Annotated in this window: 11 protein-coding genes and 1 pseudogene; 7 read left to right on the top strand and 5 right to left on the bottom strand. The window is 73.9% G+C overall.

Annotated elements, in window-relative coordinates; genetic code table 11:
• The first annotated feature begins 400 nt into the window (after positions 1 to 400).
• Positions 401 to 1627, top strand: a complete 1227-nt coding sequence (locus SSBG_RS15325) for an MFS transporter (protein ID WP_008747014.1) — start codon at positions 401 to 403, stop codon at positions 1625 to 1627.
• Between the two features lie 195 nt (positions 1628 to 1822).
• On the opposite strand, the gene SSBG_RS15320 is transcribed toward SSBG_RS15325, so the two are convergent.
• Together SSBG_RS15320 and SSBG_RS15315 are read right to left on the bottom strand one after the other, a co-directional pair.
• Complete coding sequence (locus SSBG_RS15320; RefSeq protein ID WP_037869841.1) at positions 1823 to 2263, bottom strand: hypothetical protein; 441 nt, start codon at positions 2261 to 2263, stop codon at positions 1823 to 1825.
• 44 nt (positions 2264 to 2307) lie between these two features.
• Positions 2308 to 2928 carry an MSMEG_1061 family FMN-dependent PPOX-type flavoprotein gene (locus tag SSBG_RS15315; protein WP_008747012.1) on the bottom strand — a complete coding sequence of 207 codons (621 nt, stop codon included), beginning with the start codon at positions 2926 to 2928 and terminating at the stop codon, positions 2308 to 2310.
• Positions 2929 to 3188: 260 nt separating this feature from the next.
• Here SSBG_RS15315 and SSBG_RS15310 point away from each other — a divergent pair.
• Positions 3189 to 3552 (top strand): annotated as a pseudogene (locus tag SSBG_RS15310) (PH domain-containing protein).
• Between the two features lie 83 nt (positions 3553 to 3635).
• Here SSBG_RS15310 and SSBG_RS15305 read toward each other — a convergent pair.
• On the bottom strand, positions 3636 to 4541 hold the full coding sequence (locus SSBG_RS15305; RefSeq protein ID WP_050776781.1) for a chitosanase: 906 nt from the start codon (positions 4539 to 4541) through the stop codon (positions 3636 to 3638).
• Between the two features lie 748 nt (positions 4542 to 5289).
• On the opposite strand from SSBG_RS15305, the gene SSBG_RS15300 reads away from it, so the two are divergent.
• Positions 5290 to 6024 carry a hypothetical protein gene (locus SSBG_RS15300; protein ID WP_008747010.1) on the top strand — a complete coding sequence of 245 codons (735 nt, stop codon included), beginning with the start codon at positions 5290 to 5292 and terminating at the stop codon, positions 6022 to 6024.
• A 450-nt stretch (positions 6025 to 6474) separates the two neighbouring features.
• Here the strand turns inward: SSBG_RS15300 and SSBG_RS15295 are convergent, their stop codons facing one another.
• A complete protein-coding gene (locus tag SSBG_RS15295; RefSeq protein WP_008747009.1) occupies positions 6475 to 7140 on the bottom strand; it encodes a fasciclin domain-containing protein in 666 nt (221 codons plus the stop codon).
• A 214-nt stretch (positions 7141 to 7354) separates the two neighbouring features.
• Entirely contained in the window at positions 7355 to 9283 is a 1929-nt protein-coding gene (locus SSBG_RS15290) for a molybdopterin-dependent oxidoreductase (protein WP_037869839.1), read from the bottom strand.
• A gap of 176 nt (positions 9284 to 9459) precedes the next feature.
• Here SSBG_RS15290 and SSBG_RS15285 point away from each other — a divergent pair, with 176 nt between their 5' ends.
• Genes SSBG_RS15285 through SSBG_RS15270 form a run of 4 tightly spaced genes read left to right on the top strand, consistent with a single transcriptional unit; the run spans position 9460 to position 13692 of the window.
• Positions 9460 to 10767, top strand: coding sequence for an NAD(P)/FAD-dependent oxidoreductase (locus SSBG_RS15285; protein WP_037869837.1), 1308 nt, complete (start codon positions 9460 to 9462; stop codon positions 10765 to 10767).
• The gene (locus SSBG_RS15280) at positions 10764 to 11546 is read left to right on the top strand and encodes a DUF1365 domain-containing protein (RefSeq protein WP_050776780.1); all 783 of its coding nucleotides are present in this window, start codon (positions 10764 to 10766) and stop codon (positions 11544 to 11546) included. Before SSBG_RS15285 ends, SSBG_RS15280 begins: the two co-directional genes overlap by 4 nt.
• Positions 11543 to 12823, top strand: a complete 1281-nt coding sequence (locus SSBG_RS15275; RefSeq protein WP_008747007.1) for an SAM-dependent methyltransferase — start codon at positions 11543 to 11545, stop codon at positions 12821 to 12823. The genes SSBG_RS15280 and SSBG_RS15275 overlap by 4 nt, the downstream gene beginning before the upstream one ends.
• Positions 12820 to 13692, top strand: coding sequence for a DUF1295 domain-containing protein (locus SSBG_RS15270; protein ID WP_037869836.1), 873 nt, complete (start codon positions 12820 to 12822; stop codon positions 13690 to 13692). The genes SSBG_RS15275 and SSBG_RS15270 overlap by 4 nt, the downstream gene beginning before the upstream one ends.
• The last annotated feature ends 54 nt before the right edge of the window (positions 13693 to 13746 follow it).

The raw sequence follows: 13746 nt of genomic DNA, 5'->3' as shown, positions 1-13746 counted from the left end.
CCGCCCGGCCGCCATCCCGCCCAGCCGCCATCCCGCCCAGCCGCCATCCCGCCCAGCCGCCATCCCGCCCAGCCGCCATCCCGCCCAGCCGCCGTCCCGCCCGGCCGCCGTCCCGCCGTCCCCGCCTGAGCCGCCCTCGCCCCCCCACCCGAGCCGCCCTCCGCCCCCGCCCGAGCCGGCTTCGGTGGCCGGGCGTGGCGTCCGCTGTGACACGTCTCACGTCGCTTCGGCCGGTCCGGGCGGAATGCCGGGCGGGGCCGGTGTCGCTGGCACCTGTGGTGGGGTCCGCGCCTGCGGTCCCCGCTTCGGCGTGCGTGCGGGCAAGGGTGCCCGGCGCGGTCACGCCCGTCCCCCTTCCCCACGTGGCCGTCCCCAGCCCCCTTCCGGAGGTACCCCCGCCATGCCCTTGGCCCTGCTCGCGCTCGCCGTCGTCGCCTTCGGCATCGGCACGACGGAGTTCGTCTCGATGGGACTGCTGCCGCAGATAGCCGACGGCGTCGGCGTCTCCGTGCCGCAGGCGGGCAACATCGTCTCCGCGTACGCGCTCGGCGTCGTCATCGGCGCGCCACTTCTGACCGGTCTCGGCGCCCGTATCCCGCACAAGAAGCTACTGCTCTGGCTCACCGGCCTCTTCGTCATCGGCAACACGGCCTCCGCCTTCGCGCCCGGCTTCGGCACGCTCTTCGCCGCGCGCGTGCTCGCGGGCCTGCCGCACGGCGCGCTCTTCGGCGTCGGCGCGGTCGTCGCCTCGCGGCTGGTCGCACCCGACCGTGCGGCGCGCGCGGTGTCGATGATGTTCCTCGGCCTGACCGTCGCGAACATCGTCGGCGTCCCGGCCGGTACGGCGCTCGGGCAGGCGCTCGGCTGGCGCGCCGCGTATCTCGCCGTCGCGGCGATCGGCCTCGTGGCGCTCGCGGCGCTCGTCAAGCTCGTACCGCACCAGCCGCGCGGCGAGGGCGCGGGCATCGGCCGCGAGATGCGCGCGATGGGGAACCGGCACGTCGCGATCATGCTCGCCACGGCGGTCGTCGGCTTCGGCGGCTGCTTCGCCGTCTACAGCTACCTCGTGCCGATGCTCACCGAGGTCACGGGCATGGCCGAGTCGTCCACGACGTTCGTGCTCGCGCTGTACGGGGTCGGGATGACGCTCGGCACACTCGTCGCCGGGCCGCTCACCGACCGCGCCCCCCGGCCGACCCTGTACGGCGGTCTGATCATCCTCGCGATGACGCTCGCCGCGTTCTACTTCGCGATCCACGTGCTCGCGACGGCGCTGCTGTGCGTCCTGCTGATCGGCGCGGTCGGCTCGCTCATCACGACGCCCGTGCAGATGCTCCTGATGGCGAAGGCCGAGGAGGCGCCGACGATGGCCGCCGCGTCGAATCACTCCGCGTTCAACCTCGCCAACGCGGGCGGCGCCTGGCTCGGCGGCCTCGTCATCTCGGCGGGCTGGGGCTGGACCTCGCCCGCCCTCGTCGGCACGGCCCTGGCGGTCGGCGGCCTCGCGCTGGCGCTCGTCGCCGGTTCGATGGACGGCGGCGTGACACTGCGCGGCCGTACGAAGGTGGTGGCGAGCGGGATGCCGAAGCCCGTGGCCGTCGCCGAGACGGCCGAGGCACGCGACTGAGCGCGAGGGCCGCCGCGGAGTCGGGCGGTGGCGGGTGGCGCCCGGTGCGGCGGCCGGTGATGGCCGGTGCCGTGGCGGGTGACGCCCGCCCGGTGCGTAGCCGGTGATGCCGGGCACGTAGCCGCAGCCGTGGGCGGCCGGGCAGGGTTCGTCCGCACCGTGCCGGCGGCGGTCGGGTGGGCGGGCGCGGTGGCGTTACGCGGGGCGGCCCTTGCCGCGTTCCCACTCTCCTCGGGCTTGCTCGACCGCGACCTGGTGAGCACGCAGCCGCCGCGCCGCGAACGCGCTGGAGGCGAGGCCGACGCCGGTGACGGCGACGGGGAAGGAGAGGAGGAGCGGGACGGTGGTGCTCTGCCAGTCGCGCGTCGCGGCGCATTCCATGACGGGCTCGTCGGGCGCCCCCCGCAGGGCGGGCTCGTAGAGGTGCTCCTCGTCGCGGTGGAACGGGGCGGAGCAGTGGGTGCCGCTGTCGGTCTCGTACGAGGTGAAGGTGTGCCAGGCAGACCAGAGCCAGCACAGTCCGGCCGCGATCAGGAGGCCGGTCCCCCAGGCCAGCCGCCGCTCGGTACCGCTCTGGAACCGCTGTTCCAGCGCCGAAGGATGTATCCGCTCCGCCACAGCCGACTGCTCCCCCATGCCCACCGACTCCCTTACGGCGCAGGACTGTAGGGGAACCCTGCTTACTTCCACAGCGCCGCGCGGCGGAGCGACTGGGGGCAGTGCAGGTAGATCTCGTCGATCGCTATCTCGATGGCGAGCGCGGGGCGCAGCGCCTTGCCGGCGGCCGTCGCCGTCATCGCGTCGAAGTACGGGGCGTCGCTGAGGACGCGGGCACGACCGTTGACGCGCAGCACCTCCTTGCCGCCCGGGATGAGGTAGAGGAGGCCGACGTGCGGGTTGCGCAGAATGTTGTGCAGGCTGTCGCCCCGGCGGTTCCCCGGGCGTTCGGGGAGGACGATGGTCGAGGAGTCCACGACGTGCGTGAAACCGGGGAGATCGCCGCGCGGCGAGGCGTCGCAGTTGCCGGCGTCGTCCGAGGTGGACAGGACGCAGAAGGGGGCGCGGGCGAGGATGTCCAGGTCCTCGGGGGCGAGGTGGTCGTGGACCTTCTCGATCACGATCGGCCAGGGCTCGCCGAGCAGCGCGGACAACTCCTCGGCGCTCCGGATCTCCGAGGTGGGGGCGGCGGTGGCCTCGGCGGGGCGGGTCGCGGTGCGGGCGGACCCGGCGGCGGGGGCCTCCGTGGTGCGCGCGGGGGCCGTGGGCGCGGTGGGGCCTTCGTGGCCGGCGAGCGTGGACATTAGGCATACCTTACTTTCTTCCGTACGTATGCCCGAGACCGGCTCGGCCCCCGTACCCTCGGCGCTACGAGCCCACGGCGGACGCGAGCCGGACGTGAGCCGGACGCACGGCCGTCGTCCGGCCGAGGTACGGCGGGAGTACGGCCGGCATCGGCCGTCGTGCGGCTGACACGCAGGGCGGACGCGGCGCGGGGCGGCACGCGGTACGACGCGAGCCGCGCGCACCGCGCGCCGCGCCACGACGGGGAGGAACCCTGACCATGGCACTGTTCGGCAACGCCCACACCATCGATCCGGCCAAGGCCGCGCACGACTACGCGCGACTGCTCGGCCCCGGCGAGCAGGCACGCCGCGTACCTGCTGATCCGCGACACGATCCTGTTCACCGACCGGCGGCTGCTGCTGGTCGACAAGCAGGGTCTGACCGGGAAGAAGATCGAGTACCACTCGGTCCCGTACCGCGGCATCACGCATTTCGCCGTCGAGACGGCCGGGCACCTGGACCTGGACGCGGAGCTGAAGATCTGGCTCTCGGGCACGGAGGTGCCGATCACGAAGACGTTCACGAAGGGCGTCGACATCTACGAAGTCCAGGCGATCCTCACGCAGTTCGTGACGCGGTGAACCGTGGAGGGGAGCGCGGTCCGGTGAGGGGGGAGGGGCGGTAGCGGGGTCCCCCACTCCCCCTCCCCGCCTCCCCCCCGTCCTCACCCGATCCGGTAGCTGTCCCCGTACACCTTCCACTCCAGCGGCGGCTCCAGACCGAGGTTGCCCGCGTTGAGGAAGACCCGTTGTGCCGTGTCCACGCGGCTCGTGTCGGAGTGGGCCTCCTCCTGCTTCATCGCCCACACGCGCGCGTCGAGGAAGGCGTTGAGCCATACCGTCTCGTCGCCGCCCTCGGCCGGCGGCCTCGCCTCGCGCAGGGCGCGGGCGCGGATGCCGCCGAAGCTCGTGCCGCCGTTCCCGGGGCCGTGCATCACGATCGCGTCGTAGTAGGTGAACTGGCCGAGCGTGCCGACCCCGTCCTTCTTGCCCTGCGCCACCGCGGGATCGAAGTACACGCGGTCGCGCTCGTCGTTCTGCGCCTGCTGGAAGGCCGGGTCCTTCGCCGCCGTGCGCCACGCGTCCTCGAAGGCGGAGCCGAGACCCGCGTGCGAGTCGCCGCCGTTCACCTCGCGCAGCGCGGGGAGGTACGGGGCGAGTACGTTGCCGGGCGCCCTCTTCGCGTACAGCTCCACGAGGTCCAGCATGTCACCGGTCCCCGAGCAGAAGCCGATGATCCCGGCCGTGTAGCCGCGGCCGTCACCGATGTCCTCGATGTAGCGGTACTGGTCCTTCCAGTCGAGCGAGGAGTTCTCGGCGCTGGAGACCAGCTCCATCGCGATCTCCTTCTTCGCCGGGTCGTCGAGGCCCGCCGCGGCCTTCGTGCGGGTCTGCTCCGCCCGCGCGACGGCGCTCGCACCGTGCTCCGGCGAGGCGAGGGCGTACGAGGCGGTGGGGACCGCCAGGGCGAGCGCCACGACGAGCGGTGCGAGCCGCCGCAGCCGAGGGGCTCGCGGGGAGCGGGAGTGGTGGGGGGTGAGGCTCGGGGTGTGGGGGGTTTGAGGGTTCAACGCCCTTCCTCCATCGCAGAGTCGATAGGTGCATGAACGTGCCGCAGACCGGGACCCGGCCTGTTAGGAAGCTTTCCTAACAGATCCCGGGGCATACGTACAGACCTTCGACTTCACTCCTTCGCGCCGCCCGGACACCGAACCGTCCCCGCCGGCCACCACCCGGCGCCGCCCCGCGCCCGTCCCGCCCTCGCCACCGCACCCCCTCATCTCTCATCCGCCACCCCCGCCGCACCACCCGGGCACTCCCACGCCCGCCAACGCTGCCGGGATCTGGCAATGCGCCCCGCCCCCGGACCCGTGCATCATCAATCCATCGCACCGGCCCCACGGGGGACGGCCTCCCACGGGGGACACGGGGGAGCGGGGAGGCCGCCGGGGCCGGTACGAGAACCCCACGGGGACCCACGGGGGATACGGGGAACCGGGGGCGCCAGGGGGTAAGCCCTCGGGCACACGGGGGCACGGGGGATGCCGCCTGCGGTGCGCGGGCCGAGCGCCACATCGCTCACGCCACGCACCGGGGCGGCCGTCCACCCCCGCACGCCGAGCGGCCGTTCCTCCCCTACGCACCGAGGCGACCGCTCACCCCATGCGCACCGAGGCCACCGCCCTCAGGTCACGCCCCCGACCGGGCCCCCCGACCCCGCCGCGAAGTCACCACCCCGCGCCGCGAAGCCCCCCCAACCCCCCACCCCCACCGCAAATTCACGCGCCCCGCCGCCCGTCCCCCTGCTAGCTTCTGGCCGTGCCCAAGCTCAATCAGATCATCGCAGTGGAGAAGGGCGTCAAGGCCAGGTCCGCCCAGGAGCTTGCCCGCGCGCACCAGGAACTCCAGAAGCCCGCCCTCCTGGCCGGGCTCTCCCGCACCTACCAGCCGAAGGACGAGGAGGGCGAGCAGTTGCCGCCCGAGTCGGCCCGTGTGCAGGTCAAGGCCGAGGAACTCCTCAAGGCCGCCTACGAGGCGCTGACCAGGCTCTTCGACGTGACCGCCACGAAGGACTGGGCGAATCTCGACGCGCGCGCCGATGTCGTCGTGGACGGCCGGACGCTGCTCACCGCCGCCCCGGTCCCGTACCTGCTCTTCCTGGAGAAGCAACTCACGGCGCTCGACGGCTTCTTGCGCAGGCTTCCGGTGCTCGACGCCGCCGAGACCTGGTCGCAGGACCCGTCCACCGACACGTGGCGCACCGACCCGGTCCGTACCGTGCGGACCCGCAAGGTCCCGCGCAACCACGTCAAGGCGGAGGCCACCGAGCACCACCCGGCGCAGGTCGAGGTGTACTACGAGGACATCCCGGTCGGTTACTGGACCACCGTGAAGTTCTCCGGCGCGCTCCCCGCCCGCCGCGTCAACGAACTCCTCGACCGTGCCGAACGGCTCCTCCAGGCCGTCCGGTTCGCGCGCGAGGAGGCCAACGCCACCGAGATCGAGGACCGGCGCGCGGGCGCCGCCGTACTCGGCTACCTCTTCGGCGCCTGATCCCGGGCGACACGCCCCCTGGCGGCCACCCGCCGCCACCCCACCAACGCCCTCCGACGAGCGCGGAGGGCGCGCGCACCGCAGGGTGCGCGCACGCTGAGACTCAGACCGTGAAACTGAACGGGCCCACCCGCTGTGCGGTGCGCCCTCAAGCTCAGGCTCTCGCTCCAAGCTCAGCATCGGCCGCCCCACCCCGCCCGACCGGCACCGGACACTTCCGCGAGATGGAGGTTCAACTCCTCTCCGAGCCTCCAGCCCCTCCCCGCGCGGGAGGGCACACGGCTCGGTAGCTCAAAGGCGGAGCGCGCGGGGAGAGACTGATCCGGGGCCTGCCAAGGGCCGGGGGGGACCACACGGTGGCACGCGAGGGGCCCGGGAGTTGGACATGCTCCCGGGCCCCGTCACCACACGCCCGCGGGGAGGATCAACTCCCGCGCGGAGCGCTCATGTTCACATCTTCGGCATCAGCACCGAGTCGATGATGTAGACGTTCGCGTTCGCCGTCCGCACGTTGCCGCACACGACGTTCGCCGTGTCGTTGACCTTGTACGAGGTGCCCGAACCGGACGTCATGAGCTTGCTCTTCTCCAGCGTGTCGAAGCTGCCCTTCTCCAGGTCCTTCGGCGTGAGCTTCTTGCCGACGACGTGGTAGGTCAGGATCTTCGTGAGCTGCGCCTTGTCGGCGAGGACCTTGTCGAGGTCGGCCTTCGGGATCTTCGCGAAGGCGTCGTTCGTCGGCGCGAACACCGTGATGTCCTTCGCGTTGTTGAGCGTGTCCACGAGCCCGGCCTTCTTGACGGCCGTCACGAGCGTCGAGAGCGCCGGGTTGTTCGAGGCCGCCGTCGCGACCGGGTCCTGCGCCATGCCGTCGAACGACCCGGCGCCGCTCTTCGGCACGCCCGCACAGCCCGGGCCGAACGGACCGGCGGCGTCCATCGACTGGTCCTGCCCGGCCGCCGGCGAGCTCGCCTCCGCCGAGGCTTCCTTGGAGGCGGAGGCCGCCTTCGAGGAGCTGTCGGAGGCGTCGTTGTCGCTGTCGCCCGAGCAGGCGGTGAGCGCCACCGGGAGGACGGCGACGGCGAGCGCGAGGACGGTACGGCGAAGGACGGTGTTCATGAGCTTCTCCCAGCGAGTGCGTGTGCAGGCGAGTGAGTGCGTGTACGCGAATGAGTGAGTGAGTGAGTGAGCAGGGCTTGCGCGTTGGTGAAAGCGCGCGTCGGCGGGGGCGGAAGCGCGAGATTGGTGTCATGTACGCGTCACAACACCGCGTACGTGGTCATCGCCTTCCGCCGCCGAAGCGCCGTGCGCCGAGCGCCGTGCGCGGCGGCTGTCAGTCCACGGTGACCACCACCGAGTGCCAGCCGCTCGATCCGTCCGGCACCGTCCCGGCCCGCTTCGCCGTCTGGCGGCGGCCCTCGCCGTCCGTGGCGCGGACGGTCAGGGTGTGGCTGCCGGGGGTGGCCCGCCACGGGAACGACCACTGCCGCCACGTGTCGCGGGTGTCCTGCGCGGCGAGGTCGGCGGGGCGCCAGCGGCCGTCGTCGACGCGCACCTCGACCTTCTCGACGCCGCGGTGCTGCGCCCAGGCGACGCCCGCGACCATCACGGTGCCCGCCTTGGGGCTGCCGAACGGCTTCGGGGTGTCGATCCGGGCCGAGGTCTTGATCGGCGCCCTGCGGGCCCAGTCCCGCTTGACCCAGTACGGGTCGTAGGCGTCGAAGGTGGTCAGCTCGATGCTCTCGATCCACTTGCACGCCGACACGTAGCCGTACAGCCCCGGCACGACCATCCGCACCGGGAACCCGTGCGTGAACGGGAGCGGTTCGCCGTTCATGCCGAAGGCGAGCAGCGCGTCCCGCCCGTCCAGGACGTCCTCGACGGGCGTCCCGAGCGTCATGCCGTCCACCGAGCGGGCCACGAGCTGATCGGCCTTCCCGCCGCGCGAGGGGGGCCGCACGCCGGCCTCGCGTAGCAGCGGCGCGAGCGGCACGCCGAGCCAGCGCGCGTTGCCCACGTACGGGCCGCCGACCTCGTTCGACACGCACGTCAGCGTGATGTCCCGCTCGACCGTCTCGCGGCGCAGCAGCTCCGCGAAGCTCAGCTCGACGTCTGCGCGCACGCCCTCGCCGTGGATGCGCAGCCGCCACGAGCCCGCGTCCACGTGCGGCACCACGAGGGCCGTGTCGACGCGGTAGAAGTCCTTGTTCGGGGTCGTGAAGGAGGACAGACCGGCGACGTGGAGCCGGGCCCCGGCCGGTACGGGACGGGCCGGGGAGTCCGGGCGCGGCAGCCGGATCGCGTCCCGCGAGGCCACCGCGTTCGCGACGTCGCCGCCCGCGAGCGCCCGCCCCGCGGCCCCGGCCGCGGTCGCCCCGACGGCGGTCGCCGCGGCGGTGAGCACGAAGCGGCGGCGGTCCCACGGAGCGGCGGCCTCGGCCGCGGACGCGCCGGAGGGGGCGGAGCCGTCGCTGGCGGGAGGCGCGTCCCCGGCGCCGGCCCCGGAATCGGCGGCCCGGGCGGGCCCCGTCTCCGCGACCGCCCCGCCGGGCCTCGCACCCGCCGCCACTCCGCCGGACGGCGCACCCGCGACCGCCCCGCCGGACCCCGCCTCCGCGTCAGCCTCCCCGCGCTCCCCCTCACGCCCTTCCCCACGCTCCTCCTGACGCGTTTCCTCCGTCTTGCGGCCCCCGGGGTTCCCCTCGGTCCCCCGGAGGCCGTCGGGCGCGGTGGCGCCCCGAATACGCCACCGCTCCAGCGATCCGGGCCACACCCACGGCGGCAGGTACGCACCGGCGTACACCGGTCCCACCAGCAGGTACAGCAGGACCGCGCCCGCCGCCGCTCCCAGCAGGGAGGGCAGCGTGTCCGTGACGCCCGCGGTGTCGGGGCGGCTCAGGGCCGCGACGGCGCCGATGACGCCGATCGCGAGGACCCCGGCCGCGCCGCTCAGCCGCCACCGGGTGGCGAGCGCGCCGAGCGCGAGGGCGAGCAGGGCCAGGACGGCGAGGATGCCGAGTTCCAGCACGCGCTTGTCGTTGCTGCCGAACTCGCGGATCGCCCACGTCTTGAGGGGCGTCGGTACGAGATCGACCGCCGCGCCCCCGACGACGGCGACCGGACCGGCCTCCGCCCGCCCGAAACCGGCCACGAGCTGACCGGCCGCGAGGGCCGCGTAGCCCGCGAGCAGCCCTGCGAGCCCGCCCACGGCCCGGCGGGCGAGAGGGCGGGGCGCTCGGCCCCTTGCGATTTCTCCGGTCACACGAGGCATCCGGAGCCACCCGCCCCTCCGGATGGGTCCGAGTTGCCGCTTCACCCGTTCGTGGGAATTCTGGGGGGTGAGAGGAAAGAGAGCGCACCTGACACCCATCCCCGTCCCGCACGGCTCCGTATCCCCCACGACAGTTGCCATGACAGGCACGGCGGGAGGAACCAGAGATGCGCACCCACGACCACGACGGCCCGGCAGAGCCGGGCGCGGCCCCGCGCACGGCCGTCATCGGCTCGGGTGTCGCGGGGCTCACCGCCGCGCACCTCCTCACCAACGCGGGGCCCGTCGATCTGTACGAGGCGGACGAGCGGCTGGGCGGGCACGCGCACACGCACGAGGTGCTCGACAGCCGTGGCCTGCCCCTGCACGTGGACTCCGGTTTCATCGTGCACAACCGGCGCACCTACCCGACGCTCCTGCGGCTCTTCGCGGAGCTCGGCGTCGAGACCCGCGAGTCCGAGATGAGCATGTCCGTGCGCTGCGAGGGCTGCGGCCTGGAGTACGCGGGCGCGCGCGGCCCCGGCGGGCTGCTCGCCGAGCCGCGCAACGTGCTGCGCGCCCCCTACCGCCGCCTGCTGCGCGAGGTCCCCCGCTTCCACCGGGCGGCGCGCGCGACGCTCGCCGTGCCCGAGCCGGACGAGGCGGCGCCCGAGACGCTCTCCCGCTTCCTCACCGCGCACCGCTTCTCCCGCTACTTCGTCACGCACTTCATGACCCCGCTCGTCGCCGCCGTCTGGTCCTGCGACGCGCGCACCGCGCTGCGCTACCCGGCCCGCTACCTCTTCCGCTTCCTGGACCACCACGGGCTCCTCTCGGTCAACGGCTCCCCGACCTGGCGCACGGTGAGCGGCGGTTCGCGCACGTACGTGGAACTGCTCGCCAAGCGCCTGGACCGCGTCCGTACCGGCACCCCCGTGCGCGCGGTGCGGCGGCATGCGGACGGCGTGGACGTCATGGACGGCGGCGGCACGACCCGTACCTACGCCTCGGTCGTCGTCGCGACCCACCCCGACCAGGCGCTCGCGCTCCTCGCCGACCCGAGCGAGGCCGAGCGGGCCGCGCTCGGCGCCTTCCGCTACGCGCGCAACCCGACGCTCCTGCACACCGACACCTCCGTCCTGCCCCGCGCGCCGCGCGCCCGCGCCTCGTGGAACTACCTCCTCCCCGACTGCGCGGCCGCCGCCGACCACGTGCGGATCTCGTACGACATGAACCGCCTGCAACGGCTGCGGACACCGGACCGCTACGTGGTGACGCTCAACGGCGAGGACCGCGTGGACCCGGGCTCCGTGCTCGCCCGCATGGTGTACGAACACCCCGTCTACACGCCGGACTCGGTGACCGCGCAGCGGCTGCTCCCGGCGCTCAACCAGGGCCGCACCGCTTTCGCCGGGGCCTACTTCGGCTGGGGCTTCCACGAGGACGGCGCGCTCGCGGGCGCCCGCGCCGCCGAGTCGCTGGGGGGTCACTGGTGACGGCCCCGCACCCGCGCTCCCCCCGGCCGGCGGCCGCCCCCGTACCAGCGGCCCTCTACCCCTGCGAGGTCTTCCACCTCCGCGACCGGCCGGTACGCCAGCGCGTCCGCCACCGCACCTACCTGTGGTACGTGGACGCCGACCACCCGCCCCGGCTCCCGCGCGCGCTGGGCCCCCTGGCCCGCTTCGACCCGCGCGACCACTTCGGCGGCACCGCGCCCACGCTCCGCGCCGGGCTCGACCGCTTCCTCGCCGCGCACGGCATCGACCTGCGCGGCGGGAGCGTGCGGCTGCTCGCCAACGCCCGCGTGCTCGGGTACGTGTTCAACCCGCTCAGCCTGTGGTGGTGCCACGACCCCGAAGGCGCCCTCGTCTGCGTCGTCGCCGAGGTGCACAACACGTACGGGGAGCGGCACGCGTATCTGCTGCGGCCGGGGGAAACGGAAGGGAGGAACGGGGAGTTCAGGGTGCCGAAGGAGTTCTACGTCTCGCCGTTCTTCCCCGTCGACGGCGCCTACCGGATGCGGCTCCCCGAGCCCGGCGCGCGCCTCTCGCTCACCGTGCGTCTGGAACGCGAGGGCACCCGCCCCTTCACCGCGACCGTGCGCGGGCACCGGGTGCCCGCCCGTCCCGCGACCGTGCTGCGCGCCTCGCTGCGGCACCCGCTCGCGACCCTCGTCGTGTCGGCCGCGATCCGCGCCCACGGCATCCGTCTCTATCTGCGCGGCCTGCCCGTCGTACGGCGGCCGCGCCACCCGCTCCAGGAGGGAATGCGGTGACCGCCCCGACCACGAGAACACCGATCGCGCGGACGGCAGGACTGCCCCCGATCGACCCCGCGCGCTGGCCCGACGTGGCCTCCGTGCCCGCGAGTTCGGCCGTCCGCTCCGCGATCACGCGCCGCGTCGTGCGGCACGCGCTGCACCGGCTGCCGCTCCTCGTCCGCTTCCCCGACGGCAGCAGGCTCGGCCTCGGCGGGCCGCTCATCGACATCCGCGACGCCGACGCCTTCCACGCGCGCATCGGCCGCTCCGGCCTCATCGGCTTCGGCGAGTCGTACATGGCTGGCGAGTGGGACGCGCCCGACCCGGTCGCGGCGCTGACCGTGCTCGCCGGGAACGCGGCCGAGCTCGTCCCGCGCCCGCTCCAGCGGCTGCGCGGCCTGTGGGCCCCGCGCCGTCCCGAGGCGCACCGGGGCACGCCGGAGGGCGCGCGCGACAACATCGGCGCGCACTACGACCTCTCCAACGACCTCTTCGGCGTCTTTCTGGACGACACCCTCACCTACTCCTCGGCCGTCTTCCGCGCCCTCCCGGCCCGCTGGGAGAACCTCGCGGCGGCCCAGCGCCACAAGATCGACCGGCTCCTCGACCTGGCCGGAGTCGGCTCCGGCACCCGGCTGCTGGAGATCGGCACGGGCTGGGGCGAGCTGGCCCTGCGGGCCGCCGCGCGCGGCGCGCACGTCACCTCGCTGACCCTGTCCGCCGAGCAGCGCGCCTTCGCCCTGGAGCGGGTCGAGGCGGCCGGGCTCGGTGACCGGGTGACGATCGAGCTGTGCGACTACCGCGAGGCGGAGGGGACGTACGGCGCCGTCGTCAGCGTCGAGATGATCGAGGCCGTCGGGCACGAGTTCCTGCCCGTCTACTTCGAGACGATCGACGCGCGGCTGCGCCCCGGCGGGCGGGCCGCGCTCCAGGCGATCACGATGCCCGACGACCGGATGCGCGCGAGCCGCGACACCCACACGTGGATAGGCAAGTACATCTTCCCCGGCGGCCTCATCCCCTCCGCCGAGTCGATCGAGGCCGTCACCGCGAGCCGCACCGCGCTCCGCACGACCCGCGTCGACTCCTTCGGCGCGCACTACGCGGAAACGTTGCGGCTGTGGCGCGAGCGCTTCACCGCGCGCGCGGAGGAGGTGGACGCGCTCGGCTTCGACGCGGTCTTCCGCCGCCTGTGGACGTTCTATCTCGCCTACTCCGAGGCGGGGTTCAGGTCCGGTTACCTGGACGTGCGGCAGTACCAGTTCACCAAGCGGGGGCGGGATTCCTCGTGAACTTCCCCTGGGGCGCCTTCGCGCTCGGTCTCGCGCCCGCCGCCGCGGCCTCGGCGCTCGTGCTCGGCGTGACGTGGCTGCTCTCGCGGCGGCGCGGGATCTACCGGTACGTGGACAGCGCCTGGGGCTTCGCCTTCGCGGCCCTCGCGGTGGTGGCCTGGATCTTCGCGGCCGGCTCGGACGGCACGTACGGGGCCGACGGGCTCGGCGATGCCGTACGGGCCTCGCTCGCCGCCGCGCTCACGGTGGTGTGGGGGCTGCGCCTCGGTGTGCACATCGCCCGCCGGGGCAAGGGCAAGGGCGAGGACCCGCGCTACGACCGGATGCTCTCCAAGGCCCCGGAGGGCACCCCGCGCCCCCGCTACGCGCTCCGCGTCGTCACGCTGCCGCAGGCCGCCCTCGTGTGGCTCGTCTCCGTCCCCGTGCAGGCGGCGGTGCTGCTGCCGTACGGCATGTGGTGGGTCACGTGGCTCGGGGTGGCGCTGTGGGCGCTCGGCCTGTTCTTCGAGGCGGTCGGCGACGCCCAGATGGCCCGGTTCAAGTCCGACCCGGCGAACAAGGGCAAGCTCATCGACGTCGGCCTGTGGCGCTGGACGCGGCACCCGAACTACTTCGGGGACTTCGCGGTGTGGTGGGGCCTGTGGCTGCTCACCCTCCCCGGCCCGGACGCGCCGGGCGCGGCCTGGGGGCCCGCCGCGGCGACGCTCGTCTCGCCGCTGCTCATGACGTACCTGCTCGTCTTCGGCAGCGGGAAGCGCCTCACGGAGCGGGGCATGTCCGAGCGCGCGGGCTGGGAGCGGTACGCGGCCCGCACGAGCGGCTTCCTGCCCTGGCCGCCGGGAGTGTGGCCGAAGGGGCGCGGGGACTGATCAGCCGGCGGTGCCACGGCCACGGCAGCATCCCGCCCAGGAGCGCGAGTTCGG

Origin of the sequence: Streptomyces sp. SPB074 (genome assembly GCF_000154905.1) — a bacterium.
In the GTDB taxonomy this organism is placed as follows: Bacteria; Actinomycetota; Actinomycetes; order Streptomycetales; family Streptomycetaceae; genus Streptomyces.
The sequence above is the reverse complement of the archived record's forward strand: the minus strand, read 5'-3'. Positions and strand labels throughout refer to the sequence as shown.